This window comes from Winogradskyella sp. (genome assembly GCF_003712105.1).
GTDB lineage: Bacteria > Bacteroidota > Bacteroidia > Flavobacteriales > Flavobacteriaceae > Winogradskyella.
On sequence record NZ_RHLG01000005.1, the window covers coordinates 1 to 26,675 of the forward strand.

25 protein-coding genes and 1 pseudogene are annotated in these 26,675 nt (G+C 34.9%); 15 read left to right on the forward strand and 11 right to left on the reverse strand.

Going from position 1 to position 26,675, the window contains the following annotated elements:
• From ED556_RS11365 to ED556_RS11375, 3 genes and pseudogenes are all read left to right on the forward strand, one after another.
• Positions 1 to 1,539: pseudogene (locus ED556_RS11365) on the forward strand (hypothetical protein); the annotation flags it as partial.
• Positions 1,540 to 1,546: 7 nt separating this feature from the next.
• Entirely contained in the window at positions 1,547 to 2,683 is a 1,137-nt protein-coding gene (locus ED556_RS11370; RefSeq protein WP_296323768.1) for a gliding motility-associated C-terminal domain-containing protein, read from the forward strand.
• A gap of 47 nt (positions 2,684 to 2,730) precedes the next feature.
• A complete protein-coding gene (locus tag ED556_RS11375) occupies positions 2,731 to 3,498 on the forward strand; it encodes a M48 family metalloprotease (protein WP_296323773.1) in 768 nt (255 codons plus the stop codon).
• A gap of 49 nt (positions 3,499 to 3,547) precedes the next feature.
• Here the strand turns inward: ED556_RS11375 and ED556_RS11380 are convergent, their stop codons facing one another.
• Positions 3,548 to 3,943: an ankyrin repeat domain-containing protein gene (locus ED556_RS11380; RefSeq protein ID WP_296323776.1), complete on the reverse strand. Its 396-nt coding sequence runs from the start codon at positions 3,941 to 3,943 to the stop codon at positions 3,548 to 3,550.
• 256 nt (positions 3,944 to 4,199) lie between these two features.
• Between ED556_RS11380 and gpmI the strand changes: the two genes are divergently transcribed.
• From gpmI to ED556_RS11400, 4 genes are all read left to right on the forward strand, one after another.
• Positions 4,200 to 5,717 carry a 2,3-bisphosphoglycerate-independent phosphoglycerate mutase gene (gpmI, locus tag ED556_RS11385; protein ID WP_296323778.1) on the forward strand — a complete coding sequence of 506 codons (1,518 nt, stop codon included), beginning with the start codon at positions 4,200 to 4,202 and terminating at the stop codon, positions 5,715 to 5,717.
• A 3-nt stretch (positions 5,718 to 5,720) separates the two neighbouring features.
• Positions 5,721 to 6,134 carry a BT0820 family HAD-type phosphatase gene (locus ED556_RS11390; protein ID WP_296323780.1) on the forward strand — a complete coding sequence of 138 codons (414 nt, stop codon included), beginning with the start codon at positions 5,721 to 5,723 and terminating at the stop codon, positions 6,132 to 6,134.
• Positions 6,135 to 6,202: 68 nt separating this feature from the next.
• Positions 6,203 to 7,021: a type I methionyl aminopeptidase gene (gene map / locus ED556_RS11395; RefSeq protein ID WP_296323784.1), complete on the forward strand. Its 819-nt coding sequence runs from the start codon at positions 6,203 to 6,205 to the stop codon at positions 7,019 to 7,021.
• Positions 7,021 to 7,803 (forward strand): class I SAM-dependent methyltransferase, encoded by a 783-nt coding sequence (locus tag ED556_RS11400; RefSeq protein WP_296323788.1) that lies wholly within the window; start codon positions 7,021 to 7,023, stop codon positions 7,801 to 7,803. The genes map and ED556_RS11400 overlap by 1 nt, the downstream gene beginning before the upstream one ends.
• Here ED556_RS11400 and ED556_RS11405 read toward each other — a convergent pair whose 3' ends face one another.
• From ED556_RS11405 to ED556_RS11415, 3 genes are read right to left on the reverse strand one after another with little or no spacing between them, the layout of a single operon-like run.
• On the reverse strand, positions 7,804 to 8,787 hold the full coding sequence (locus ED556_RS11405) for an FAD:protein FMN transferase (protein WP_296323789.1): 984 nt from the start codon (positions 8,785 to 8,787) through the stop codon (positions 7,804 to 7,806).
• Positions 8,788 to 8,793: 6 nt separating this feature from the next.
• Positions 8,794 to 9,171: a Na(+)-translocating NADH-quinone reductase subunit F gene (locus ED556_RS11410; RefSeq protein WP_296323790.1), complete on the reverse strand. Its 378-nt coding sequence runs from the start codon at positions 9,169 to 9,171 to the stop codon at positions 8,794 to 8,796.
• 23 nt (positions 9,172 to 9,194) lie between these two features.
• Positions 9,195 to 10,046 carry a DUF4846 domain-containing protein gene (locus tag ED556_RS11415; protein WP_296323792.1) on the reverse strand — a complete coding sequence of 284 codons (852 nt, stop codon included), beginning with the start codon at positions 10,044 to 10,046 and terminating at the stop codon, positions 9,195 to 9,197.
• Between the two features lie 65 nt (positions 10,047 to 10,111).
• Between ED556_RS11415 and ED556_RS11420 the strand changes: the two genes are divergently transcribed.
• The 3 genes from ED556_RS11420 to ED556_RS11430 all read left to right on the forward strand — a co-directional run bounded on the left by ED556_RS11420 (position 10,112) and on the right by ED556_RS11430 (position 12,555).
• Positions 10,112 to 11,551, forward strand: a complete 1,440-nt coding sequence (locus tag ED556_RS11420) for a DASS family sodium-coupled anion symporter (RefSeq protein ID WP_296323794.1) — start codon at positions 10,112 to 10,114, stop codon at positions 11,549 to 11,551.
• Between the two features lie 6 nt (positions 11,552 to 11,557).
• Positions 11,558 to 11,941 (forward strand): cupin domain-containing protein, encoded by a 384-nt coding sequence (locus tag ED556_RS11425; protein ID WP_296323795.1) that lies wholly within the window; start codon positions 11,558 to 11,560, stop codon positions 11,939 to 11,941.
• Between the two features lie 161 nt (positions 11,942 to 12,102).
• A complete protein-coding gene (locus ED556_RS11430; RefSeq protein WP_296323797.1) occupies positions 12,103 to 12,555 on the forward strand; it encodes a Na(+)-translocating NADH-quinone reductase subunit F in 453 nt (150 codons plus the stop codon).
• Positions 12,556 to 12,615: 60 nt separating this feature from the next.
• Here the strand turns inward: ED556_RS11430 and nqrF are convergent, their stop codons facing one another.
• From nqrF to ED556_RS11460, 6 genes are read right to left on the reverse strand one after another with little or no spacing between them, the layout of a single operon-like run.
• Positions 12,616 to 13,926 carry an NADH:ubiquinone reductase (Na(+)-transporting) subunit F gene (gene nqrF / locus ED556_RS11435; RefSeq protein ID WP_296323800.1) on the reverse strand — a complete coding sequence of 437 codons (1,311 nt, stop codon included), beginning with the start codon at positions 13,924 to 13,926 and terminating at the stop codon, positions 12,616 to 12,618.
• Between the two features lies 1 nt (position 13,927).
• On the reverse strand, positions 13,928 to 14,650 hold the full coding sequence (nqrE, locus tag ED556_RS11440; RefSeq protein ID WP_296323803.1) for an NADH:ubiquinone reductase (Na(+)-transporting) subunit E: 723 nt from the start codon (positions 14,648 to 14,650) through the stop codon (positions 13,928 to 13,930).
• A gap of 25 nt (positions 14,651 to 14,675) precedes the next feature.
• Positions 14,676 to 15,320 (reverse strand): NADH:ubiquinone reductase (Na(+)-transporting) subunit D, encoded by a 645-nt coding sequence (locus ED556_RS11445; RefSeq protein ID WP_296323806.1) that lies wholly within the window; start codon positions 15,318 to 15,320, stop codon positions 14,676 to 14,678.
• 1 nt (position 15,321) lies between these two features.
• On the reverse strand, positions 15,322 to 16,068 hold the full coding sequence (locus ED556_RS11450) for a Na(+)-translocating NADH-quinone reductase subunit C (RefSeq protein ID WP_296323808.1): 747 nt from the start codon (positions 16,066 to 16,068) through the stop codon (positions 15,322 to 15,324).
• Positions 16,069 to 16,070: 2 nt separating this feature from the next.
• A complete protein-coding gene (locus ED556_RS11455; RefSeq protein ID WP_296323811.1) occupies positions 16,071 to 17,342 on the reverse strand; it encodes an NADH:ubiquinone reductase (Na(+)-transporting) subunit B in 1,272 nt (423 codons plus the stop codon).
• Positions 17,342 to 18,694: a Na(+)-translocating NADH-quinone reductase subunit A gene (locus ED556_RS11460; protein WP_296323814.1), complete on the reverse strand. Its 1,353-nt coding sequence runs from the start codon at positions 18,692 to 18,694 to the stop codon at positions 17,342 to 17,344. Before ED556_RS11460 ends, ED556_RS11455 begins: the two co-directional genes overlap by 1 nt.
• 155 nt (positions 18,695 to 18,849) lie before the next feature.
• On the opposite strand from ED556_RS11460, the gene ED556_RS11465 reads away from it, so the two are divergent.
• From ED556_RS11465 to apaG, 3 genes are all read left to right on the forward strand, one after another.
• Positions 18,850 to 20,097 carry a type IX secretion system plug protein domain-containing protein gene (locus ED556_RS11465; RefSeq protein WP_296323816.1) on the forward strand — a complete coding sequence of 416 codons (1,248 nt, stop codon included), beginning with the start codon at positions 18,850 to 18,852 and terminating at the stop codon, positions 20,095 to 20,097.
• An 80-nt stretch (positions 20,098 to 20,177) separates the two neighbouring features.
• Complete coding sequence (locus ED556_RS11470; protein WP_296323819.1) at positions 20,178 to 21,554, forward strand: aminotransferase class V-fold PLP-dependent enzyme; 1,377 nt, start codon at positions 20,178 to 20,180, stop codon at positions 21,552 to 21,554.
• Between the two features lie 57 nt (positions 21,555 to 21,611).
• Positions 21,612 to 21,998 (forward strand): Co2+/Mg2+ efflux protein ApaG, encoded by a 387-nt coding sequence (gene apaG / locus ED556_RS11475; protein ID WP_296324542.1) that lies wholly within the window; start codon positions 21,612 to 21,614, stop codon positions 21,996 to 21,998.
• Here the strand turns inward: apaG and ED556_RS11480 are convergent.
• Positions 21,995 to 23,002: a DUF6695 family protein gene (locus ED556_RS11480; protein WP_296323820.1), complete on the reverse strand. Its 1,008-nt coding sequence runs from the start codon at positions 23,000 to 23,002 to the stop codon at positions 21,995 to 21,997. The genes apaG and ED556_RS11480 overlap by 4 nt on opposite strands.
• Positions 23,003 to 23,171: 169 nt before the next feature.
• Between ED556_RS11480 and pruA the strand changes: the two genes are divergently transcribed.
• Together pruA and ED556_RS11490 are read left to right on the forward strand one after the other, a co-directional pair.
• Positions 23,172 to 24,797, forward strand: coding sequence for an L-glutamate gamma-semialdehyde dehydrogenase (gene pruA / locus ED556_RS11485; RefSeq protein ID WP_296323821.1), 1,626 nt, complete (start codon positions 23,172 to 23,174; stop codon positions 24,795 to 24,797).
• A 105-nt stretch (positions 24,798 to 24,902) separates the two neighbouring features.
• A complete protein-coding gene (locus ED556_RS11490) occupies positions 24,903 to 26,654 on the forward strand; it encodes a T9SS type A sorting domain-containing protein (RefSeq protein WP_296323823.1) in 1,752 nt (583 codons plus the stop codon).
• The last annotated feature ends 21 nt before the right edge of the window (positions 26,655 to 26,675 follow it).

Consider the following 26,675-nt stretch of genomic DNA (forward strand, 5'->3'; position numbering starts at 1 on the left):
GGTGATACTGGAGCACAAGGACCACAAGGCGATGTTGGGCCTCAAGGACCACAAGGTGACGTTGGGCCACAAGGACCGCAAGGAGATTTTGGACCACAAGGACCACAAGGTGATACAGGGCCACAAGGTGATACCGGAGCACAAGGACCTCAAGGTGATACTGGTCCGCAAGGACCGCAAGGTGATGCCGGAGCTCAAGGTCCGCAAGGTGATGTTGGGCCACAAGGACCTCAAGGTGATGTTGGGCCACAAGGACCTCAAGGTGATACTGGTCCGCAAGGACCGCAAGGTGATACCGGAGCTCAAGGACCGCAAGGTGACACTGGCCCGCAAGGGCCACAAGGAGATGTTGGTCCTCAAGGGCCGCAAGGTGACACTGGCCCGCAAGGGCCACAAGGTGATACTGGAGCACAAGGTCCTCAAGGCGATGTTGGGCCTCAAGGACCGCAAGGTGACGTTGGGCCGCAAGGGCCTCAAGGAGATGTTGGTCCTCAAGGGCCGCAAGGTGATACTGGAGCACAAGGACCACAAGGCGATGTTGGGCCTCAAGGACCGCAAGGTGATATTGGTCCGCAAGGACCGCAAGGTGATACTGGTCCGCAAGGACCGCAAGGTGATACCGGAGCTCAAGGGCCACAAGGTGATACTGGAGCACAAGGTCCTCAAGGTGATACAGGAGCACAAGGTCCTCAAGGCGATGTTGGGCCTCAAGGACCGCAAGGTGATACTGGAGCACAAGGTCCTCAAGGCGATGTTGGGCCACAAGGGCCACAAGGTGATACTGGACCACAAGGGCCACAAGGTGATGTTGGGCCTCAAGGACCGCAAGGTGATATTGGAGCACAAGGTCCTCAAGGCGATGTTGGGCCTCAAGGACCGCAAGGTGATATTGGTCCGCAAGGACCGCAAGGTGATACTGGAGCACAAGGACCGCAAGGAGATCCAGCGACTAACATAACTACAACTTTGACTCAAAATACTACAACTGGAACTATCACATATACCAATGAAGAAAGCAATACGGCTACTGCTCAAGTTGTTGGTGCCGAAACAAATAATCAAATAGAGGTTGGAGCGAATGGCGGAGCTTATTTAGGACCAACTGTTTATGTCGGTTCATTTATAATAAATAACACAGGTAGTGAAGTTATAAATGGATTACCATTTAGACCATCACAAATAACCTTTGTTGCACATGCTAATGTTGAAAATTTTGGTTTGGATAATGACAATCAAGTTGGAAATAATAACAGTGGTATCGCCAATGCATATGGTACTATGAATGGTTTTGCAAGAGATGATGGAGGCCCAAGACCAATACAAGGTGTAATTTATGTTGGAGGTAGTGGAAATTCAATTAATGATATCTCTAGATTCTCATCAAATTTATTATGTATTGGATTAAGGTATAGTAACCAAAATGGTGATGCTATAGGTAGAACTTTAGCGGAGCTTACATCATTTGACAGTGATGGATTTACCCTAAATGTCACAAATTTATCAGATAATGTCCTGGTGTTCTTTACTGCCTATAAATAAAATCATTATGAAAAAAAGGATTATTTTATTTTCTCTTTTATCATCTTTAGTAGGTTTAGGTCAACAGGCTTTTCAAAATTCTGGCAACATACAAATACATGCTGAAGGAGAAGTTGGTTTTCATATTGATTTGATTAATAATGGCATTTTTAATGAAAATCTAGGCACAACCGGATTTTATAACACCACTGCTCCATTATCGATTTCTGGTAGAGAAATTCCTCGTTTTTATGATATGGAAGTAGATGTCATTGACAATCTTTTTCTCGACATAAATACTGAAGTTAGTAATAGCTTGGCCTATTTAAATGGTGATATTGTTACACCTCGAAATACGCCTACTATTTCTTTAGATTTTTTAGAAAATGCTTTTTTCATATTACAAGAAGCTGCAAAGAAAACTGATGGTTATGTGAGTTTTAATGGCAATAGAATATTCAGTTTTCCAATTGGTGATGATAATAAAATAAGACCCTTGATTACTACCAATACTACTCCTAACACAGTTGTTAAAGCAGCATATTTTAATGAAGATCCTAATTTTCCTTCGGTATTTACTTCAATATTTGACACGAGCAGAGTGGAATCCGTAGTAAATAGAGTAAGTACGCTTGAATTTTGGGATTTTGACGGACCAAATAATTCTGTTGTTACATTAACTTGGGATAACGAAAGTGAAATAGATCAACTCGTAACCAATCTTTTAAGTCTAAGAATTGTTGGATGGCATATTCAAGATCAAGAATGGAAAGATTTAGGAAACTCAAACTTTACTGGTACCCTTAATACAGGAACTATAAGTTCGTTTGTTTTTAATCCTTCGGATTATGAGATCCTGACTTTAGGATCTTTAGTCACTATTGACGAGTTAGAGGTCTTTAGCTTTTCCCCAAATAATGATGGCGCAAATGATACTTTTGTAATTAGAGGAATTGAGTCTTTTCAAAATGAACTAAAAATATACAATCGCTGGGGTAATATTGTTTTTGAGACTACTAATTATCAAAATGATTGGGACGGCATATCTAACTCAAATAGAAGTATTAGACAAGGAGAAAAATTACCAGTAGGAACTTATTTTTATACACTTCAAATTAAGAGTCCAAATAGAACCACAACTGGCTGGATTTATATTAATTACTAATTTCTTTATGTAACTTTTTGTATTTTGAAATACTAAATCGATAATCAATGAGAAGAGGTAACTTTAAAGTAAGATTATTTATTGGCTTAGCTGTTGTGGCTTTTGCGTTTATTAGAAAATGCAGCCAAGAAGAGATAAATCCTTATACAGGAAAAAAACAAGCAATATCCTTATCGCCAGAACAAGAAATTGCTATAGGCTTACAAAGTGCACCAAGCATGGCTCGTCAGCACGGTGGATTGCATCCAGATAATAGATACCAAGCACTGGTAGACAACGTGGGTAATAAGTTAGTTAATAATAGTATCGCAAAAAACACACCATACAAATACGAGTTTCATTTGTTGGCAGATGAACGGACCATAAATGCATTTGCCCTGCCTGGCGGACAAATTTTTATTACTTATGCGTTATTCGCCAAATTGCAAAATGAAGATCAATTAGCCGGTGTACTTGGTCATGAAATTGGGCATGTCCTCGGAAAACACTCCAATGAACGTATTACTAGTGCTAATTTCTGGAAAGTTATTGCCATGGGTGGTTCAGCAATAGACTTAGGTGGAGTAGCTCAGCAATATGGCCAAGGACAGCTTTTAAAAAATGGCCGCGGCGATGAATTAGAAAGTGACGAGTTAGGCGTTCATTTTATGATTGAAGCAGGTTACAATCCAGAGGAAATGATTGGCGTTATGGAGATTTTAAAATCAGCTGCTGGACCTAACAGAGTCCCTGAGTTTCAAAGTACGCATCCTGACCCAGAAAACAGAATTGAAAAAATTAAAGAGGCCATTAATAAATACAGAAAAGCATCCTAAAAAAGGATGCTTTTCTCACTAACTAACTCAAATAACTGCCTATGTTTACTTAGGCATTTCTTCTTTTAAAACGCTTTAAAAAATCTGCTGCATCTACTGCATTAGTTTTTTCAGCGTGTCTTAATGCTGTAAAGCCCTTATCGCATGTTTCGTGAATTTCAGAACCTGCTGTGATTAAAACTTTTATAGCTTCTACTCTATTAAATTTTGCAGCATAATGAATTGGCAACATGCCATTTGATTTCTGATTGACATCTACTCCATTTTTAATTAACTGCTTTAGCATTACTAAATCGCCTTTTGCAGCAGCAACACATATTGGGCTTACTTTGGTTTCGTTACTTACAACTTCAATTGTATCTGGAGTAGTTTCTAAATTTGTAGCATTTACGTTTACAACTGATAAGCCTAATGCCAAGGCTAAAACTGTTACTGTTTTTTTCATGATTAAAGTTTTTTGATTGAATGAATTATTTTACACCTAAAAGACGACTATCTTTTAAATCTGTTACATCATAAAAACATAAATAACAGTTCTTTAACGATTAGGAAACATATATGTTAAGGCATTCATAATTAATGAGATTAAGAAAATGATATGCGCTCAAAAAGGTAAAACATAAATAATATGATATTTTTTGTGTCTTCAAATTTGATATACTACTCTATATGTTATCTTTGAAATTCAACTTAAAATAACCATGAACAAAAAAGTCATTTTAATGATTTTGGATGGCTGGGGAATGTCTCCAGACCCAAAAGTTTCTGCTATCGACAATGCCCAAACCCCATTTATAGATTCGTTGTACAATTTATATCCACATGCCACTTTACGCACTGATGGGCTGCATGTTGGACTTCCTGAAGGACAAATGGGAAATAGTGAAGTTGGCCATATGAATCTTGGCGCCGGTCGTATTGTGTATCAGGATTTAGTTAAAATTAACCTCGCTGTTAAAAATGATACATTAAAAAACGAAGCGGCATTGGTCGAAGCATTTAAATATGCAAAGGCTAATAACAAGGCTATTCATTTATTGGGTTTAGTTAGTGATGGTGGTGTTCACTCGCATATTAATCATTTATTTGGGCTATTGGATGCCACTATGGTACACGCACTTGACAATGTTTATGTCCATGCATTTACAGATGGTAGAGATGTAGATCCAAAATCTGGATATGGTTTTATTTCAGAATTACAAGAGAAATTGAATGAATCAAATGCTAAACTTGCAACTGTTACTGGCCGCTACTATGCTATGGATAGAGACAAGCGTTGGGAACGTGTAAAAATAGCATACGATGCCATTGTAAATGGTGTTGGAGAGCAATCTTCACATGTTTTAAACTCTATAGAATCTAGTTATGAAGATGATGTTACCGATGAGTTTATTAAACCCATTGTTTGTGTTGATTCTGAAAATAATCCAATAGGATTGCTAAAAGATGATGATGTCGTAATCTTTTTTAATTTCAGAACAGATCGCGGACGTCAACTTACAGATGCGCTCTCACAAAACGATTTTCATGAATATGGAATGCATAAGCTCAATTTACATTATGTAACTATGACTAATTATGATGAAAGTTTTAAAAATATATCTGTAGTTTTCAATAAAGAAAATTTAACAGAAACACTTGGCGAGGTTCTTGAAAAACATAACAAAACACAAATTCGGATTGCTGAAACTGAAAAATATCCACATGTTACCTTTTTCTTTTCAGGAGGACGAGAAGAACCTTTTGAAGGCGAATCCAGAATATTAAGAAACTCGCCAAAAGTTGCTACCTATGATTTGAAACCTGAAATGAGTGCTTATGAGCTTAGAGATGCATTGGTTCCTGAACTTAAAAAAGGGGATGTTGATTTTGTCTGCTTAAACTTTGCAAACGGTGATATGGTTGGGCATACTGGAGTTATGGAAGCTGCAATTAAAGCTTGTGAAGCTGTTGACAAATGTGTTGCTGATGTCATTTCTACAGCCTTAGAAAACAACTATACAACCCTATTAATTGCTGATCATGGCAATTGTGAAACCATGGTTAACCCAGATGGTTCTCCACATACAGCACATACAACAAATCCAGTTCCGATAATTTTAATAGATAAAGACTTAGAAAACATTAAAGATGGAATTTTAGGCGATATCGCACCAACAATTTTAAAATTAATTGGTGTAGAACAACCTAAATCCATGACACAGTATGCATTAGTTTAATTTATGGCTTTTAAAGAGAAACTCATAATAGCAATTGATTTTGATGGTACCATTGTTGAAGATACTTACCCTAACATTGGCAAACCTAAACTATTTGCTTTTGAGACTTTAAAACGCTTGCAAGAAGATGGACATAGACTAATTTTATGGACGTATCGCAATGGCAAAAAACTACAAGAAGCCATTGAATTCTGTAAAAACAATGGCATAGAATTTTATGCCATCAACAAGAGTTTTCCTGAAGAACAATTCAACCAGGAAAGAAGCCCTAAAATACATGCGGATTATTTTATAGACGATAGAAATATTGGTGGATTTATAGGTTGGGGAAAAGTGTACCAACTCTTAACAAATGAGACTCCAAACTTAGAATCTGAATCTAAAAAAAAGGGGTTTTTCTCTTTTTTCAAAAAATAGTTAACCTTCTTATTATCAAAAAAAGAACACTGTTATTTTAGTATCTTTGCGCTCCAATACCTCATAAAATGATTGTTGTAAAAACAAGAGAAGAAATAGAATTAATGCGAGAAGCTGCACTAGTGGTTTCTAAAACTTTAGGTGAAATCGCGAAAGCTGTTAAGCCAGGCGTTACGTCATTAGAGTTAGACAAAATAGCTGAAGAATGTATCCGTGACCATGGTGCTATTCCAGGCTTTTTAGGACTTTACGATTTTCCTAACACGCTGTGCATGAGTCCAAATAGTCAAGTCGTGCATGGTATCCCTAATGATACACCATTACAGGAAGGCGATATTATTTCTATTGATTGCGGTGCTATAAAGAATGAGTTTTACGGTGATCACGCTTATACATTTGCCGTAGGTGAAATTGATGCTGAAATGGAAAAATTACTCCAAGTCACAAAAGAATCTCTGTATGTTGGTATTAGAGAATTTAAATTAGGAAATCGTGTTGGAGATGTAGGTTTTGCAATTCAAAAATATTGCGAAGCTCATGGATACGGTGTTGTACGAGAATTGGTTGGTCATGGTCTTGGACGAAAAATGCATGAAGATCCAGAAATGCCTAACTATGGTAGACGTGGTCGTGGAAAAAAATTTATTGAAGGTATGGTTGTGGCAATAGAGCCAATGATAAACATGGGCACTCATCGTATTAAGCAGCATCGAGATGGATGGACAATTACTACTCAAGACAATAAACCTAGTGCGCATTTTGAGCATGATGTGGCTATCGTAGATGGCAAACCAGAGTTACTGTCTACATTTGCATATATTTATGAAGCTTTAGGTATAGTAAGTACTGAAGAAGATGAGTTTAGACAAAAAGCTTTAGTGCTTTAATGAAACGTCTTTTTAAACTAATATTAAACACTATTCCAAGACCTTTATTAATTAGGTTAAGTTATATTGCTAGGCCAATTTTAGCTGTTTTATTAAAAGGAAATACATTTTTAGACCCTATAGATGGTAAAAGCTTCAGAAGTTTTTTGTCTTATGGGTACGGAAATCAACGCAATAATGTATTATCACCTTCAACATTATCTCTAGAGAGGCATCGATTACTTTGGCTTTACCTTAAAAAAGAAACACGCTTTTTTAATTCTGAAATAGATTCTGATTCAAAGCTAAAAGTACTTCATTTTGCACCAGAACAATGTTTCTTAAAGCGGTTTAGAAAATTAAAGCATATAGACTATACTACTACTGATTTATTATCTCCGATTGCTGATGTTAAAGCTGATATCTGCGACTTACCATTTGAAGATAATAGCTATGACATTATTCTCTGCAATCATGTCTTAGAACATATACCTGATGATACTAAAGCCATGCAGGAATTGTATCGTGTAATGAAACCCAATGGTTGGGGTGTTTTTCAAATTCCTCAAGACTTAGAAAGAGAGACTACTTTTGAAGATAATTCTATTACCGATAAAAAAGAACGCGCAAAAATCTTTGGTCAATACGACCATGTGCGTGTATATGGCCGTGATTATTTTGACAAACTTCGTTCGATAGGTTTTAAGGTAAAAGAAGTTGATTACACATCCAATTTTTCATCAGAAGATATGGCTAAATATTGCCTCGCCAAAGGCGAAATTATTCCTGTAGTATTTAAGTAATTACTGAGGGAAATTATTTAACCCTTTTGATTTAAATCCTCCTGAGTCGTCCAAATAAATAAAATAAACTTTAAGCTCTGGGTGATGCTCTAAAAACTTCTCTGTTTTTTCAACACCCATAGCCTGAAATGTAGTTGCATAACCATCGGCTAGCATAGCATTTGGCGCAATTACCGAAACGCTTAACACGTTTGTTTTTGTTGGATATCCGGTTTTAGTATCAATAATATGGGCGTATCTAACCCCGTTTTCATCTATTTTAAATTTTCTATAGGTACCAGACGTTGCCATACCTTTATTTCCTATTGTAATGGCTTTAGAGTACGATTGTGATTCATCAAAATTTGGATCTTCAATTCCAACACGCCAACCGTTTTCTTTTTCCTTATTTATCCCAGAAGCTCTTAAGTCTCCACCAATATCAACTAAATAATTTCTAACACCTTTAGACTCTAAAAAATCTGCAATAACATCTATGCCATAACCTTTAGCAATTGCATTAAAATCTAAGTACGCATTATCTGGTCTAATAAATTTCTTCGTCGTTTTAAATACTCTATCAAAGCCAACATCTTTCATTAGTTCAGCTATTGTAGCACTATCTGTTAAAAACTTATTTTCGTCCGGTCCAAAATTCCATGCATTTACAACATTGCCAATAGTTGGGTCAAAAACACCTTTAGACTCTTTAAATATTTTCTTTGACGCATTAAATACTTTAGTGAAATGTTCATCGACCTCAACAGGTTCGTTTCTATTCCATTTTGAGATATCTGAATCCGGAATATACGTAGATAATGAATTATTAATTACTGTAAATAAGCTATCAATTTGTTTTTGGTAATTGGTATTTGTTTCAGAATAGTATTGAATATTAAATCCCGTTCCAAAAACTGGCCCACTGTATTTTATATTTTCTGGTTTGTCTTCTTTACAAGAGCCTATAGTAAAAACTAAGACTAGAAGTACTAAAAATTTTCTCATAGTTGTTTAATTAAGATTAGCATCAATGACTTGGATGCCGTTATATTCAATTAAATAGTCTTCATTCAGATAAATTGGTAAATCCTCACCATTTGGATTGCCCAAACCTACTCCAGCATACAACACCTTAGCATTTTTTTCAAAGGCATGCTGCTTAAAGGTTTCCATCCAAACTATATCGTAATTATTGGGATTGTCTGGCAATAAAACAGCCCTTACAATTACAAAAAACCAATCACCGTTTTTATCAATACAGACAAATTGAGGATGCTTCTTGAGTTTGCTATTGATAGCCACAAATTCGAAACCACGAGATTCCAAATCCTTGCCTACATGGTTCATCGCTAAATTATGTAACTCTTGTTTTGAGAGTGCTTTGCTCATTTTTTTTCCAGAGAAGTGATTATCTATTTAAACCTTACAAACTTTGATTTTGTAAAGGTAAAACCTGGGACAGATATTTCCGAATTTAATTGAAGTTTATACCATGGCGAAATAGTAGTATCGTCTAAGTTTCTTAAAAGATGAATACTTTGCGCAGGTGTATTGCCTTGTAATAATAAAAATAGACGCTCTCCTTGGTTATTTTGCACAATATCTGCTATCATAACTATATGGCCTGGAAAACCACCAACAACAAGCATATCTCCAATCTTTAAATCATTAATTGAATTGACTTCATTCAACTCATTATTTAACGACATGGTACCAGAATAGGTGTAAATTAAATTAAGGTATTTATAAAAATTGGTTTTTGAATTATCTACTCTGGCAGTTTTGTGAAACGTCACTTTGTTTCCATTAATTTTTGGGCGATAGCCTTCTGCATATTTCTTCCATGAGCAGTAGTGACCACTAGTAAATTGAAACCCAATTTCACCTTTCTCGTTGGTACTCCAAAGGTATTCACTTCTTAAACGGATAAGCGCATCTGCACATTGTTGTAGCCCATTATTTGGAACATCAATATCAAGCACACCTACATGACCAAGTTGATAGAAATAAGGTGTTCCGTCATAATTTATAACCTTAGCGCCGTATTTTTGTAACTTTTGGTTTCTAATATAATTTTGAAACGAAACAGAATCGTAAGCAACTCTTTTATATCCTTCAGGAGTTTTTACTCTATCAATTATGGTATTGCCATTTTTATTGATGTAACTTGGTGAAGTCACAATAGCCAATGTTGTTTGCCTTATTGGCTTAAACTGCAGTGCAACAATTACTATTGTTGAGACAGCTATTATAAAGATTATCATTTTTTTCATTAGAATGAATAACGCAGAAAGTCTTAAGTTTCGTATTAAATTTCTATTTTTAGAACATGAGTCGTTACCCATATTCTAAACGCTTAGGCCTTATTGTTGGCCCATTACTTTTTTTATTCATTCATTTTTCATCAATAGAGCTCATTTCTCAAACAGCAGATACCGTAATTGCAACAGCTGTTTGGATGGTAATTTGGTGGATTACTGAAGCTGTTTCAATTTCTGTAACAGCATTATTGCCATTGCTGCTTTTCCCATTATTTAAAATTATGCCAATGGCAGATGTTGGAAGTAATTACGGAAGTCCAATAGTTTTTTTGTTTTTTGGTGGTTTTGTCTTAGCACTTGCTTTAGAAAAGGTAAACCTCCACAAACGTATAGCTTTGACTATTATAAAGCTTACTGGAACATCACCTAATCAAGTTATATTGGGTTTTATGATTGCAACAGCCTTTATGAGTATGTGGATTAGTAATACAGCTAGTACAGTTGTTATGCTACCTATTGCCTTGTCAGTTATAAATCTATTGGTTAATGACGACGATGGTTTTACCAAAGCAGATAAAAATTTTGCGCTAAGTGTAATGCTCGGAATAGCGTTTTCGGCAAACGCAGGTGGTATCGCTACAGTAATTGGAACGCCACCAAACTCAGTACTAATTGGTCTTCTAGAAAATGAATATAATATTGAAATATCATTTGTAAAATGGATGTCTTTTGGGTTACCGTTATCCGCTCTATTAATTACTATAATCTATCTGGTGTTAGTAAAACTTCTGTTTCCATGCAAAGGTCTGGTATTTGGGACATCTGCTTTAATTATATCCAAGGAATTAAAAAAATTAGGACCATTAAGTTCAAAAGAAAAGCACGTGCTCATCGTATTTTCTGTAATTGTTTTATTATGGATATTGCGAAGTGTCATTAATTCTATACTTCCTAATTTAGGTTTATCCGATACAATGATTAGCGTATTTGGTGCAATTGCACTATTTGCAGTTCCTCACAGTTTAAAAAAAGGAGATTTCGTAATAGAGTGGAAAGATACTTCTAAGTTAGCTTGGGGTATTTTGATTCTCTTTGGAGGTGGACTTGCTTTAGCAAAGGGAATGTCGGCAAGTGGTATAGTAGATATTATCGCAACATCCATATCTAATGCAAATATTAGTATACTCGTTACAGCATCCTTGCTTATAATTCTTATGCTATTTATGACAGAATTAATGAGCAATGTTGCTCTTACAGCAGTTTTAGCGCCTGTTATAGCTGGTATTGCTATTGGTTTAGAGATTCCTATACTACACTTATTAATTCCGGTTACAATAGCGAGTAGTTGTGCTTTTATGCTGCCAATGGCTACACCACCAAATGCAATTGTATTTGCCAGCGGTTTTATTAAGGTAAATCAAATGGCCAAAGCTGGTGTTATTCTTAATCTTATTTCAGTAGTATTACTCATCCTTCTATTTCAGTTTGTAATGCCGCTTATTTTCTAAAATAAAATGAAACCAAAAAAGTACGTGCTAGTTCTGTGTATAGCTTTTGCAATTTTTAGTGTTAAAAGTTGTAACAATGAATCATCTCTTCCCGACCCATTAGAGGCAGGTTGGAATGGCAAAAAAGTTTGCGAAGTCCTAGAGGAAAATGAAAACTTAAGAGTCCTTAAATGTACGTTCCCACCAAATGTGGGGCATGAATTGCATTATCATGAACCGCACTTTGGCTACACTCTAACTGGTAGTAAATTTAGAATTACTGATAGTACAGGAACTCGTGAAGTTAACGTACCTTCTGGTTATAGTTTTAACAAACCTGAAAAAACTTGGCATGAAGCCTTAAACATTGGTGATAGTACTGCTACATTTTTAATTATAGAATATAAATAATGAACGGATTTGATGTTGTAATGATTATTGCAATTATCCTTTTCGCAAGATTAGGAGTACGATTAGTTGCGCGATACATTAAAATGAAAAAGGAAAATGATACTAAAAGCAATCTTTAGATAGATATAGTTTTTGTATCTTTTCTCTTGAAAAAGAAAATTATGAATACTACTCATCGCTTTGAAGCAGCAATAAAAAAACTATATGAGGCATTTCATAACAACATGCTTAACCCAGAATGTTGTAAACAATGTGCCGTTGGAAATATCTTAGATAATACCGAAAGCTGGAAATATTTCTCTGACGATCATGGTTCTACAAACCTTAATTATATAGGAAGATTTCATCAAAATATCGGAAGGCGATTTAATGGCTATACACCTCTTGAGCTTTTAACTATTGAGTCTATTTTTTTAAAAGCTTGTGGTTATGCCATTCCACTCCATTATAAAAATGAAAAGCCAAAAAATACCACAGATAAAGAAATTCTTTTTAAAGGCTTAACTGCTGTGGTTTCACATCTATGCAGAATAGATGGTATTGCAAATATTATGGACTACTCCAAATTATTTGAATACGAAAAAGATAAAGCTAAATACGAGCTTGCAATATAAATTTCAATAAAAAAGCCTACTTGTTTCCAAGTAGGCTTTTTTTTTATGATATAATAGATTCTATCCTCCGAAATCATCAAATCTGATATGCTCATCTGGAATACCAAAGTCCTCACCCATTTTCTGTACCGCTTGATTCATTAATGGTGGACCACAGAAGTATAATTCTATATCTTCAGGTGCATCATGATGATTTAAGTAATTATCAATTACACAGTTATGAATAAAGCCAACAAAACCATCTCCAGCTTCATCATTAATATCTGATTTCACTTTCCAATTATCTTCTTCTAAAGGCTCAGATAAAGCCATGTAGAATTTAAAGTTAGGGAAATCTTTTTCTAATTTTCTAAAGTGCTCAATATAGAATAACTCACGTTTTGATCGTCCACCATACCAATATGTTACTTTACGACCAGTTTTTATAGTTCTAAATAAGTGGTATAAGTGTGAACGCATCGGCGCCATACCTGCACCACCACCAACGTAAAGCATTTCACTTTCAGATTCATTGATAAAGAATTCACCATAAGGGCCAGAAATTGTAACCTTATCTCCAGGTTTTTGAGCAAATATATAAGAAGATGCTACACCAGGATTTACATCCATCCACGAATTTTTAGAACGATCCCATGGCGGTGTTGCAATACGCACATTAAGCATGATTTCTCTTCCTTCTGCTGGGTAAGACGCCATAGAGTAAGCTCTCTCTACAGTTTCAGAGTTTTTCATTACTAAAGGCCATAGACCAAACTTATCCCATTCTGCCTGAAATTTATCAGCAGTGTCATGTTCTTCTGGGTGAGCAGTAATATCTATATCCGAATATTTTATTTCGCATGGAGGTATTTCAATTTGAATATACCCACCAGCTTTATAATTCATATCCTCAGGTATTTCAACAACGAATTCCTTAATAAAAGAAGCTACATTATAATTTCGGACTACAACAGCTTCCCATTTTTTAATTCCAAAAACTTCTTCAGGAATAGTAATCTCCATGTCTTGCTTTACTTTAACCTGACATGCTAAACGTGCCCCGTGTTGTAATTCTTTTCTTGAAAAGTGAGGTGTTTCTGTTGGTAATGCTTCACCACCACCAGAAAGTACATGACATTCACATTGAATACAAGTTCCACCACCACCACATGCAGATGGTAAGAAGACTTTGTTATTACCTAGTGTAGATAATAATGTACCTCCTGAAGCTACCTCAATTTCTTTTTCACCATTAATTTTAATCTTAACTGGTCCTGAAGGCGATAGTTTTTGTTTTACAACTAGCAATAAGCTAACTAAAACAAGTGTTATCAATAAAAAGGCTGCTACAGTAGCTAAAATTGTTCCTGCTGTTCCTGCTGCTAAAATCATATTAATTAATAGTTTTAGTATTTTCTGCTAATTTCTTAGCATTCTCATTTTGTTCTTCTTCAATATTCAATACTTCTTCAGTCTTTGGAGCTGCTTCTTCATCACCGCCAGTTAACATTCCACCAAAACTTAAGAATCCAATTCCCATCAAACCAGTAATAATAAATGTAATTCCTAATCCACGTAAAGGAGCAGGAACTGCACTATATCTTATTTTTTCACGGATAGCGGCAATAGCTAAGATTGCTAAAAACCAACCTATACCAGAAGAAATTCCATAATTTAATGCTAAACCAAAGGTTTCGATTTCTCGAGATTGCATAAATAATGAACCTCCTAAAATTGCACAGTTTACTGCAATTAATGGTAAAAATATACCTAGAGAATTGTATAATGAAGGTGAGAATTTCTCAACTACAATTTCCACTAGCTGCACCATTGTCGCAATCGTTGCAATAAACATGATGAATGAAAGGAAACCTAAATCGTAATCTGCATATTCTGGACCTAACCAAGACAAAGCTCCAGGTTGTAATAAATATTGGTCTAGAAGCCAGTTTAAAGGCACAGTAATCGCTAATACGAATATAACAGCTGCACCAAGTCCCACAGCTGTTGAAACTTTTTTAGAAACCGCTAAGTAAGAACACATCCCTAAGAATACGGCAAAAACCATATTATCTATAAAGATGGATTTGAAAAATAATTCTATATGCTCTATCATTTTTATGCTTTTTATTTAGAAGTATCTAATCTTCTATTAATGCTTTATTTCTACTACGTTGTACCCAAATAATTAATCCAACTATTATTAATGCCATTGGCGGCATTAACATGAATCCGTTGTTTTCGTAACCAATGGAATAAACTCCGGTTTTTTCAATTGGGTCTCCTAGTACAGGAACACCAAAAAGAGTTCCGGCACCTAATAATTCTCTAAAGAATCCAACAATGATTAATATTACTGCATATCCTAAAGCATTACCAACACCGTCTAAAAACGATTTCCATGGACCATTACCTAATGCAAAAGCTTCAAAACGCCCCATGATAATGCAGTTAGTAATTATCAACCCTACGAAAACAGAAAGTGTTTTACTAAGTTCGTATGCAAACGCTTTAAGTACTTGGTCAACTATAATTACTAAAGACGCTACAACAATCAATTGAACAATAATTCTAATTTTTGATGGTATAATGTTTCTAATTAAAGAAATTACTACGTTACCAACTCCTAATACAAATAATACAGCAATACCCATTACTAGAGAGGCTTTTAACTCAGCCGTAATTGCAAGTGCAGAACAAATTCCTAATACTTGAATTGTAATAGGGTTGTTATCCGCTAATGGATCAGTTATTAATTTTGCATCCTTTTTTGAAAGTAATCCCATATTATTTTAATGTTTTAAAGAATGGTAAATACAATTTTAAATCGCTTTTAATCATTGCCGAAACACCATCTCCTGTGATTGTTGCTCCTGCTAATGCATCTACTTCATGATCGTCTTTGATTTCATTTTTTGGGTCATTATTGCCTTTTGCGACTTTAATACCTTTAAATGTACCATCGCTGCTCAACAGCTTTTCACCATCAAAATCATCCATAAAGTAACGTTGCTTTATGTTAGCACCAAGACCTGGAGTTTCTCCTTTATGGTCAAAAAATGCACCTTTAACAACCATATTATCATCCATAGCCACATAACCCCAAATAGCATCCCATAGTCCTTTACCTCGTATTGGTGCAATGTAAAATGTCTCGCCATCTTTTTCACCAACAAAAAGTGGTAGGCGTCGTACACCTCCATTTTTTGCTTTAGCTTGTTCTTTTTTTACATCTATTAAGTAGGCTTCATTATCCTCTTTGGTCGAACCATTCTCAATAACTAATTGCTTTTTGATGTATTTTGAAAATTCATCAGAAACTATATCAGTAGAAACAAAAGTAATATCACCAGAACCTTCATTGCCATTAACTCCCATGGCATAAAGAATGTTCTGCTGTTTTTCCATTCTTTCATTTTCTGTAATTAATGGTTTTGATTGTGATGCTACAAATGCAAGTAGAGTTCCCACAATTAGAACCATTGCAACTGCAAAAAAGACAGTGTACGAATTTTTTTCTGTATCTATTGCCATAACTACGCTACTTTAGCTTTTAAACGTTTCATTCTTTTCTTAACATTACCTTGAACCACATAGTGGTCGATTGTAGGTGCAAAAACATTCATCAATAAGATTGCTAAGAATACACCTTCTGGATAAGCAGGGTTAAACACACGAATCATAATTGAAATAAATCCAATCAAGAATCCGTAAATCCATTTCCCTTTATTGGTTTGTGCAGCGGTAACTGGATCTGTTGCCATATACACTGCTCCAAATAATATACTTCCTATGATTAAATGTTGCCAGAAAGGTACACTCATTAGTCCGTAAAACTTACTAGACTCGCCTATCCAACCAGCATCAACAACACCATTGAAAATTAAGCCCATTGTTAAAGCACCTATTAACGTACTTAACATGATTCTCCAGCTTCCTATTTTTGTGAAGATTAAGAATAATGCACCAATGATAATTAAGAATTTTGAAGTTTCTCCAACGGAGCCTGGAATTATTCCCCAGAACATATCCCAAATAGAGTAAAGTTCTGAAGCTCTTTCTCCATAAGTCGTTACCATATCAGCAGCACCATTACCACCTTCAATAGTTAGTGTTTGACCAGATTTAGCATAGTAGCCAAGTATGGTCTCCCCAGAATATGCATCTGGACTACCAGCAGCTTCAGTAGCACCATGAACCCAAACTTTATCACCAGACATCCATGTTGGATATGCAAAGAATAGAAAAGCTCTAATGGTTAGTGCTGGATTTAAGATATTCATTCCTGTCCCACCAAACACTTCTTTACCAATTACTACTCCGAATATTACTGCTACAGAAAGCATCCATAACGGTATATCTACTGGTACAATTAAAGGCACTAGCATACCTGTTACCAAGTAACCTTCTTCAACTTCATGACCTTTGATTATTGCAAATACAAATTCTACTGCAAGTCCAACACCATAAGACACTATTACCAATGGCAATACTTTCCATAGGCCTATAACTAAATTGTCCCAGGTCCAGAATGAAGCACCTAAAAAACCATTAGCTTCTTCTATTAAACCTTGCGCAAGGTAATGTTGGTAACCTGCATTGAACATACCAAATACTAAACATGGCACTAAAGCCATTATTACAGTATTCATGGTACGTTTTAAATCGTCTGCTACCTTAATATGAGTACCATTATGAGTGGTCTCATTTGGCGTGTATAAGAATGTAAAAAGGGCATTAAAACCTGGAAGCCACTTCTTGTCTTTATTCTTTACTTTAAAGTTATGTAAATTCTGTTTTAAACCCATTATCCTATCTCTTTAAGCATTAAGTCTAATCCTTCTCTTATAATCTTTTGATGTGGTTGTTTTGATACGCAAACAAATTCTGTAAGTGCAAAATCTTCTGGTGCTACCTCATACATTCCAAGAGCTTCCATTTCATCTAAATCTCTATACATACAAGCTTTTAAAATTTGTAATGGATAAATGTCTAATGGAAAAACCTCTTCATAAGAACCAGTGACAACAAATGCACGATGCTCACCATTTGTATTGGTATTTAAATCGTACTTTTTCTTAGGGCTTAACCAAGAAAATGTCAATGCTCTGGTTGTAGATATTTTATTAAAAATCGGTTTGTTCCAACCAAAAAATTCATAATCATCACCTTCAGGAATAACCGAAATCACATTACTGTAATAGTCAAGATTTCCATCAGGAGCTACTTCCTTTCCGCTCAACACATTACCAGAAATTATTCTGTCATTACCATCTTTATCTACGCCATTATCGTATACCATAGTTGCAACCTCAGCACCGATTTTAGTTCTAAAATATCTAGGTTTTTTAACAGAAGAACCTGCTAATGCTACAACACGTTCTGCATTAAACTTCCCTGTTAATAATAACTCACCAATAATTACTAAATCTTGTGCATTAACTGTCCACGCAACTTCACCTTTATTAATTGGATCAACTTTATTAATTAATGTACCGACATTTCCTGCTGGGTGTGGTCCAGAAACTTTATGAATTGTTACATTATCTAATTTAGCTAATGGAGACTCTGAATTCTTACCAACTGAGATATGAACGCCACCTGCCGTAAGCTTAGATAATGCTGTAACTGCTGCTTGAAGCTCTGCTTCTTTACCAGTTAAAGTATAATCTAAATCAGCTGCTAAAGGAGCGCTTGCATAACCAGAGATGAAAATTGCCTTAGGCGTACTGTCAGCCTTTGCAATAACATCGTAAGGACGTTGCTTTATAAATGCCCAACATCCTGAAGCTAATAAGTGCGCTTTAATTTTCTCAGCATCAGAAGATAAATCAAACTTTCCGTGGTCTAAATGTGCTTGTTCTTTGTCTGCATTAATTTTTATTGCATCAATGCGACGTCTTGGTCCACGCTGTATTTCAACAACTTCACCAGAAACTGGAGAAACAAAATTCATTGCTTCGAAATCTTTGTTATAAAACAGTGTTTCACCTGCTTTAACACGTGTACCTTCTTTTGCAACAAGTTTTGGGATAATACTGTGGAAATCTTCAGGTCTAATTGAATAGGAGTTGCTTATAATGGCATTTTCAATTGCTTTTTCAGCCTCACCAACAAGTTTTATATCTAGACCTTTTTTAATTCTAATGTCTTTTGACATATTTATTAGAGATTAGTTATCTAAAAATCCGTGCAAATTTACGAATTAATGGGCAAATAAATTTTCTAATTAACAGCAACATTTATTATTTATAATCATTTTAAATAAGTGATAGGCATGGATTTTGATTATCTTTGTAACAACGATTTAACAGTATGTTTAAAAAATTATTTTTCGCTCTATTCTTTATAGCAATTGCTAATGTAAGTTTTGCACAAGTTGAGGAGATTTTACCTCCAGATTTCATAAAAACAATAACATTTAAAGGTAGTACTAGCCAGGCTCAATTACCCATTTTACGACTTGGTGAACCTTTTAGTTTAGAATTTGATGCGCTAACAGGTAATGAAGAAGATTTTTATTATCGAATTGATTACTTCAATTACGATTGGACACCTTCCCAATTAGTAAAAGGCGAATATCTTAGAGGTGTTGATGATGTTCGCATCATAAACTATTTAAACTCTCTGAATACTTTTCAGATGTACTCGCATTATGATATACAAATTCCTAATCAACAAACTCGTGGCCTATTAAAATCTGGGAATTATATGATTACGGTTTATGACGATTATGATGAAGTTATGTTTTCCAGAAAGTTTATGATTGTAGAAGACGTTGTAAGTGTAGGTGTGGAAGCTAGGCGAACACGAAATTTTGAGACCATCAACGAAAAGCAAATTGTAAATATTAAAGTAAACTCTGGAAGTTTAAACCTAAATAATCCTTTAGAAACTATAAAAACATTAGTAATACAAAACAATAATTTAGCAACCGCTATAACTAACATTAAGCCTCAATTTACCGTTGGTAACGAACTTATTTATAGATACGACAATGAATTATCATTTTGGGGAGGCAATGAATATTTGAATTTTGAAACTAAGAATGTTAGATCCGCCAGTTTGGGAATTAGATACATTGGTTTAGAAGATTTATATCATAGTTATTTATTTACTCAAATAAGCAGAAGAGATAGGCCATATACTTGGAATCCTGATGTTAATGGTAACTTCCTAGTTAATGCCATTGGTGTTGACAATTTAGACACCCAAGCAGACTATACTTTAGTACACTTTAGTCTTCAAGAGCAAGAGTTTACAGATAGAGATGTTTATGTGTATGGCAACTTCAACAACTTTGCCTTAGAAGATATGACTCGGATGACCTATAACAGAGAAGCTGGACAATATGAATGCATCTTAAAGCTAAAGCAAGGGTTTTACAACTATAAATTTGTAACATTAGATTTAGATGGAAATCTAGATGAGGGTGCAATAAGCGGAAATTTTTGGCAAACCGAAAACAACTATAAAGTATTGATTTACTATAGGGACTTGGGTGCACGTTTTGATAGGCTTATTGGCTTTGGTGAAACCAATTCTGAACGTATTAGAAATTAATTTTCTTTTCACTTAAAAAATATTGTAAGTATATTAGTTACTTTTGAGACAAAGTACCTGTAACTTAGTATATATTTGACATGCACCAAGACCTTCAATTATTTTCGGACCTATGTGATTTTCTGTTTGAAGAAGAAAAAAATAATCCGGTAGCCCAACCATTACCAACAAATGAGCTTTTTCATAAATTAGATTTATCCTTAAATAAAGATGGCGTTATTGATAGTGACTTAAAAGCTTCGCTTAAATCTATTATAGAGTTTACTCCAAAAACAGCTTCAAGATCTTTTTTTAATCAATTATTTGGTGGTCGTTTAGGTAAAGCAGCATTAGGAGATTTATTATCCGTAATGCTTAACAACAGCATGTATACCTATAAAGTTGCAGGACCTCAAGTTGGTGTCGAAAAAGAAATTATAAAACAGATTTGCCAATTATCAGGCTATCCAGAAAATAGTGGTGGCACAATGGCACCAGGTGGTTCAATGACAAACTTTATGGCATTGCTAATGGCTAGAGATTCTAAATTCCCTAGCATAAGAACCCAAGGTATCACTCAAAAAGTTACGCTTTACACTTCAGATGCGTCACACTATTCAACAGCTAAAAATGCGGCATTATCTGGAATAGGTAGGCAGAATGTTAGGCTTATAAATACCAATCATAAAGGTGAAATGGATGTAGAACATCTTGAGCAAACCATCAAAGAAGACTTGAACAATGGTTATGAGCCTTTCTTTGTAAATGCAACTGCTGGTACAACTGTTCTTGGTGCATTTGATGATGTATTAGCTATCAGCCAAGTTTGTAAGACTTATAATTTATGGCTTCATGTAGATGGCGCTTATTGCGGAAGTGTAATTTTTAGCGATAATTACAAGCATTTAGTAAATGGCATAGAACACACGGACTCATTTAGTGTAAATGCACATAAAATGCTTGGCACACCTTTAAGCTGCTCTATTATAATTACAAAAAACAAAGCACATCTTCATAATTCTTTTTCTAATGATGCCGAGTATCTTTACCAAACAGAAGGTGATGATTTTAATCTAGGAAAAACGTCACTTCAGTGTGGAAGACGAAATGATGCCTTAAAGCTTTGGACACTCTGGAAATCTGTCGGAACAAATGGTTTGAGAGAAATTGTTGAGCACCAATTCGAACTTGCGCAATTTGCAAGAGATTACATTAAAAGTAATCCAGATTACAGTTTACACAGTTTTGAAGATTCAATATCTGTATGCTTTAATTACAAAGACATTCCTGCAAGTGCACTTTGTACATTACTTTATGAAGATGCAAAACTAATGGTAGGTTTTGGCAAATTTAACGACAAAGAGTTTGTACGTATGGTAACCATAAATACTGTACTAAGAAAAGAAGATATTATCAATTTCTTTAAAACCATAGAAACCTACGTTGCAAAGAATATGTTAAAAAACATAGCCTCATAGCATTAGGTATTTTATGTAACTGAAAAATAGCTTATCTTCGTGATGAACAAAAAAGCAATGGTACAACAAGTTACAAGCGGAATTAAGATTTCTGTTGAGACTGATTTTGAAGGTACATTTTATAAAAATTATAAGATGAATTTTGCATTCACTTATAAAATTACCATCGAAAATCAAGGGAAAGATGTTGTTCAACTCAACTCTCGATACTGGAAGATTAAAGACGCACTAAATAATATAGAAATTGTTCGAGGCGACGGTGTTATAGGTCAGAAGCCTATTCTTCAACCAGGTGAATCGCACACGTACAACTCTGGTTGCTTATTAACTTCCCCTTTTGGTAGTATGCAAGGGCATTACAATATGATTAACTTTTCTAACTCTAAAAAGTTTAAAGTATACATACCTTCTTTTAAATTAAGTGCTCCTTTTTCGCTTAACTAATTTTCAAAATTTTCTAGATAATTAAATCGGAAGGTTTTTTTGTGTTGTTCAATATGAAAGAACTTACAGTTTGAATAATGTACAAATTGGTATTTTAGGTTAATATCGAAGTTTATATCATTTACCTCATAAACACCATCACAATCAATATTACCATATGGTGATATCCGACGAAATCTGTATTTATTTTCTATCTCCAAACTATATATTTCGAACCAAGCACCAGCAGCAATACCGCCAAGCCATTGTGCATGATTGGCTTTTATATTATTCTCTTTTGGGACTAATGTACCAACCAAGCTTGGTTTGTACCCTTTTAGAACGTCTAAAAACAGGCGTCTATTTTCACTACTTACCGAAGATGTAAATTCGCTTATTTCGCCTTTATCTGAAACTTTGTAAACAAAATTTTCTGTATCGGCGTTGACAACATTTCCAATAGTACTTGGTGTAAACCACTTAGATTTTATCAGCGCTTGTTTTAAATCGTCATCGGTAGTAGAAGCTATTAAGGTATCGGTTACAAAACGTGCGCAATTGCAAGCTTCCTTTAAAAAAGCAGCATATCGTATAAAATCTTTGTTTTGCTCATTTGTAATATGATTACGAGCCAATTTATAGTTTATTTTATTACATACTGAAGCATATAGTGCACCATCACCATGAGTTAATTTTGGGTTAGTAGCCAAAAATTTAAGTATCTCCGCAAGGTTAGTAATTGTATCATCTTTAATTTCGGCCTTAATAGGAAAATTTAATTCAAAATCTGTCTCTCTTCCTCTTACTCTTCCATCAGGAGAAGAAGTAATATATCTACCAAAATCATGATACTCGAGCACACCAGTTTTTTTATCAATTAAGACCAACGCTGCATGGCCAGCTCTTACATGCTTTTTATTACCAATAAAAGCAAATCTTAAAAATTTAGAATACCATTCTTCGGCATGCGAAACAATTGTTTCAGGGTAAGCCATGGCAATGATAAAGGCATTATTTTCTTGCATATACGAGCACTAAAATTCTAAATTAATGATGTCTGTATTAAAGCGCACAACTTACAAAAAATTATATCAAAAATATATTAGAGCCTTGCGAATTGATATAGAGAATCTCTGCTAAAAATTGTACCTTTGGGCTTTCAAAAAATTAAAACTATTTAAAACTTAATTTATCATGGCAAACGGATTCTTTAATGTCCCAATAGCAGTGAACGAACCTGTAAAATCTTACGCTCCGGGTTCTCCAGAACGCGAGGCAGTTGCTGCTGCTTACAAATCTATGTTTAACAGTAAGGTTGAAGTTCCATTATATATAAACGGAAAAGACATTAAAACAGGAAATACCCGAACAATGTCTCCACCTCATGACCATCAGCACATTGTTGGCGAATATCATCTTGCCGAAAAAAGTCATGTTGAAGAAGCAATAGCTACAGCACTTGAAGCACGTAAAAGTTGGTCTCAAATGCCTTGGGAACAACGTGCTGGAATTTTCCTTAAAGCTGCAGAATTAATCGCGGGACCATACCGCGCTAAGATTAATGCTGCCACAATGATTGCACAGTCTAAAACTATCCACCAAGCTGAAATTGATGCTGCATGTGAGTTTATAGATTTCTTACGCTTTAATGTTCAGTTCATGACAGACATTTACATGGACCAACCCGAAAGTAATAGCGATGCATGGAACAGAGTTGAGTATAGACCATTAGAAGGATTTACTTATGCAGTTACACCATTTAATTTTACTGCAATTTCTGGAAACCTACCTGCATGTATGGCCTTAATGGGTAATGTTGTAGTTTGGAAACCAAGTGATAGTCAGATTTATTCTGCTAAAGTTATTATGGATGTATTTAAAGAAGCTGGTGTACCAGATGGTGTTATAAACGTTGTTTTTGGAGACCCAATTTTGATTACTGAAACTGTATTATCTAGTCCTGATTTTTCAGGATTACACTTTACCGGCTCTACCTTTGTTTTTAAAGAATTATGGAAACAAATTGGTAACAACATCCACAACTATAAAACCTACCCAAGAATTGTTGGTGAAACAGGCGGTAAGGATTTTATAATTGCTCACAAGTCTGCAGATGCAAAACAAGTAGCAACAGCAATTTCAAGAGGCGCTTTTGAATTTCAAGGTCAAAAATGTAGTGCCGCTTCTAGAGCCTACATCCCAAAAGGAATTTGGAGTGATGTAAAAAAGTATTTAGTAGATGATATCTCATCTTTTAAAATGGGTTCACCTGAAGATATGAGCAATTTTATTACTGCTGTGATTCATGAAGGTTCATTTGATAAACTTGCAAAATATATTGATGCTGCAAAATCTGATGCAAATGCTGAAATTATTGCTGGCGGTGGTTATGATAAATCTAAAGGTTACTTTATTGAGCCTACAGTAATTGTAACATCTGACCCTAAATACACAACAATGTGTACAGAGCTTTTTGGTCCAGTAATTACAATTTATGTTTATGAAGATGATGCCTATTCTGAAACATTAAAACTAGTTGACGAAACAAGTGAATATGCATTAACTGGTGCTGTTTTATCTACAGATAGATATGCTGTTGAAGAAGCTACTAAAGCATTACAAAATTCGGCAGGTAACTTCTATATTAATGATAAACCAACAGGTGCAGTTGTAGGACAACAACCTTTTGGTGGTGCAAGAGCATCAGGAACAAATGATAAGGCTGGTAGTGCTCAAAACTTACTACGTTGGGTATCTCCTAGATTAATTAAAGAAACCTTTGTGACTCCAGTAGACTATAGGTATCCATTTTTAGGATAAGATTTTTAGCCAAATAAATTTTAAAAACCCTTGATGCATATTGTTTTAAGGGTTTTTGTTTTTAATTATCTTTAGGTCATTATTAATGTTGATTAATTCCAAAATATGAAAAAAAACTACTTCCTCTTACTTATACTATCCTCATTTTTTGCCTTTTCTCAAGTAACTCCAATCACTTCAAGCTTAACGGCTGATTTAACTGGATATGCAGGTGCAACTGAATTCGCTGGGCAAGGAGAATATGAAGTCTTTTTAGGCAATGACAACATATTAGACAAACCTATTATTCTTATCGATGGTTTTGATCCAGGCGATAGTAGACCAATTAATGGGTTTACAGATATGGGTGGTTCTTATGTACCTGGAATATATGATTTATTAAATTTTAATGATGGTTCAGGCACATCAAATTTAGCTGATGACATTAGAGCTATGGGCTACGATGTTGTTATATTGAATTTTCCTGTATATACTAATCCAACTGATTCAAACTTAATGGTAGATGGTGGTGCAGATTTTATAGAGCGTAACGCATTAATTTTAGTTGAATTAATTCAGCAAATAAATACAGATAAAGCAGCTAATAATCCAGAACAAAATGTAATTATAGGTCCAAGCATGGGCGGCTTAATATCTAGGTATGCTCTTAATTACATGGAAAATAATATGTTCGATGCAGACACAAGACTTTGGATTTCTTTTGATTCTCCTCATCTTGGTGCAAATGTTCCAATTGGCTTGCAACATCAGTTTAATTATTTAGCATTTAACTCTACAGCTCCAACTGCTGAAGTACAACCTATTATAGACGATGTACTTAACTCACCAGCTGCAAGACAATTATTAATTGATCACTTCGAACCACATTTGGATACGGTTATTAATGACGGTGTGACTTTCGACAATACACTCACATTACCTATTCCACATCCATATAGAACACAGTTTGAAACCAACATCAACAGCCTTGATGGTGATGCGAGTTCTATAGATTTTCCGGCGAACGTTAGAAAAGTAGCTATTACTAATGGTAGTGGAGAAGGCACAGCATATAAAGCAAAAGATGGTATAACAGATGTAACTCCTGGGTTTACTATTGTAGATACCACTTTGCCTGTACAAGTTGGGATTTTTACTGTTAATGTAGATATTGATATAAACATGACACCTGTTAAAGGTTCAGCTCAACAAGTGAGTCGATTCTTTACCACAGTAGTTTTGACTACCATTGAATCTATTGCTAATTCTGGTACAACAAATTTTGACGGTGTAGACGCCGCTCCTGGTGGTTTGTTTGATTTATCAGGACTTTCTGGAGATGTACCTATGGATGGTATTGCTGGAGATTTTCTTGATGCTTTAACTATTGATAAGTTTAGTTTTATTCCTACCGTGAGTGCATTAGCCTTAGAGATTACTGATGAAGGCAATAATGCTGATAATGTAGATTGGTTTCATGATATAGATATAGCATCAACCAGAGCTACTACAAACAATACTCCTTTTGATAATACATATCTCGCTATACTAAATGAGGACCATGTTGAATTAAATTCTGGGAATGTTACTTTTGTTTTAGATGAAATACTAAATGCTACATTTAGCAGCAACGATTTTGATGAAACTACTTTTAAGGTTGAACGAAATCCAATCAGAGATGAAATAATTTTATCATCAAACACACCTCAAGATGCATCAATAAAAGTGATTGACTTTTCTGGTAAAACCGTTTTTAACACCAAGACGGTATTAAATAACAGAACATCAATACCTGTACAATTAAATTCAGGGTTTTATATTCTGAGAATTGACGGTGAAGACAACACGCAATTCATCACTAAGTTTATTGTTGAATAGAATAAAAAAGCGCCTCTCAAG

Coding starts and splice junctions, on each gene's coding strand:
- ED556_RS11380 (WP_296323776.1), bottom strand. CDS start 3,943: ATGAAAAAAACAGTAACAGTTTTAGCCTTGGCATTAGGCTTATCAGTT.
- ED556_RS11405 (WP_296323789.1), bottom strand. CDS start 8,787: ATGAGAAAATTTTTAGTACTTCTAGTCTTAGTTTTTACTATAGGCTCT.
- ED556_RS11430 (WP_296323797.1), top strand. CDS start 12,103: ATGAATACTACTCATCGCTTTGAAGCAGCAATAAAAAAACTATATGAG.
- map (WP_296323784.1), top strand. CDS start 6,203: ATGATTGTTGTAAAAACAAGAGAAGAAATAGAATTAATGCGAGAAGCT.
- ED556_RS11410 (WP_296323790.1), bottom strand. CDS start 9,171: ATGAGCAAAGCACTCTCAAAACAAGAGTTACATAATTTAGCGATGAAC.
- ED556_RS11375 (WP_296323773.1), top strand. CDS start 2,731: ATGAGAAGAGGTAACTTTAAAGTAAGATTATTTATTGGCTTAGCTGTT.
- ED556_RS11370 (WP_296323768.1), top strand. CDS start 1,547: ATGAAAAAAAGGATTATTTTATTTTCTCTTTTATCATCTTTAGTAGGT.
- ED556_RS11470 (WP_296323819.1), top strand. CDS start 20,178: ATGCACCAAGACCTTCAATTATTTTCGGACCTATGTGATTTTCTGTTT.
- apaG (WP_296324542.1), top strand. CDS start 21,612: ATGGTACAACAAGTTACAAGCGGAATTAAGATTTCTGTTGAGACTGAT.
- ED556_RS11425 (WP_296323795.1), top strand. CDS start 11,558: ATGAAACCAAAAAAGTACGTGCTAGTTCTGTGTATAGCTTTTGCAATT.
- ED556_RS11480 (WP_296323820.1), bottom strand. CDS start 23,002: ATGCAAGAAAATAATGCCTTTATCATTGCCATGGCTTACCCTGAAACA.
- ED556_RS11455 (WP_296323811.1), bottom strand. CDS start 17,342: ATGGGTTTAAAACAGAATTTACATAACTTTAAAGTAAAGAATAAAGAC.
- ED556_RS11445 (WP_296323806.1), bottom strand. CDS start 15,320: ATGGGATTACTTTCAAAAAAGGATGCAAAATTAATAACTGATCCATTA.
- gpmI (WP_296323778.1), top strand. CDS start 4,200: ATGAACAAAAAAGTCATTTTAATGATTTTGGATGGCTGGGGAATGTCT.
- nqrF (WP_296323800.1), bottom strand. CDS start 13,926: ATGATTTTAGCAGCAGGAACAGCAGGAACAATTTTAGCTACTGTAGCA.
- ED556_RS11415 (WP_296323792.1), bottom strand. CDS start 10,046: ATGATAATCTTTATAATAGCTGTCTCAACAATAGTAATTGTTGCACTG.
- ED556_RS11450 (WP_296323808.1), bottom strand. CDS start 16,068: ATGGCAATAGATACAGAAAAAAATTCGTACACTGTCTTTTTTGCAGTT.
- nqrE (WP_296323803.1), bottom strand. CDS start 14,650: ATGATAGAGCATATAGAATTATTTTTCAAATCCATCTTTATAGATAAT.
- ED556_RS11465 (WP_296323816.1), top strand. CDS start 18,850: ATGTTTAAAAAATTATTTTTCGCTCTATTCTTTATAGCAATTGCTAAT.
- ED556_RS11420 (WP_296323794.1), top strand. CDS start 10,112: ATGAGTCGTTACCCATATTCTAAACGCTTAGGCCTTATTGTTGGCCCA.
- ED556_RS11400 (WP_296323788.1), top strand. CDS start 7,021: ATGAAACGTCTTTTTAAACTAATATTAAACACTATTCCAAGACCTTTA.
- ED556_RS11460 (WP_296323814.1), bottom strand. CDS start 18,694: ATGTCAAAAGACATTAGAATTAAAAAAGGTCTAGATATAAAACTTGTT.
- ED556_RS11490 (WP_296323823.1), top strand. CDS start 24,903: ATGAAAAAAAACTACTTCCTCTTACTTATACTATCCTCATTTTTTGCC.
- ED556_RS11390 (WP_296323780.1), top strand. CDS start 5,721: ATGGCTTTTAAAGAGAAACTCATAATAGCAATTGATTTTGATGGTACC.
- pruA (WP_296323821.1), top strand. CDS start 23,172: ATGGCAAACGGATTCTTTAATGTCCCAATAGCAGTGAACGAACCTGTA.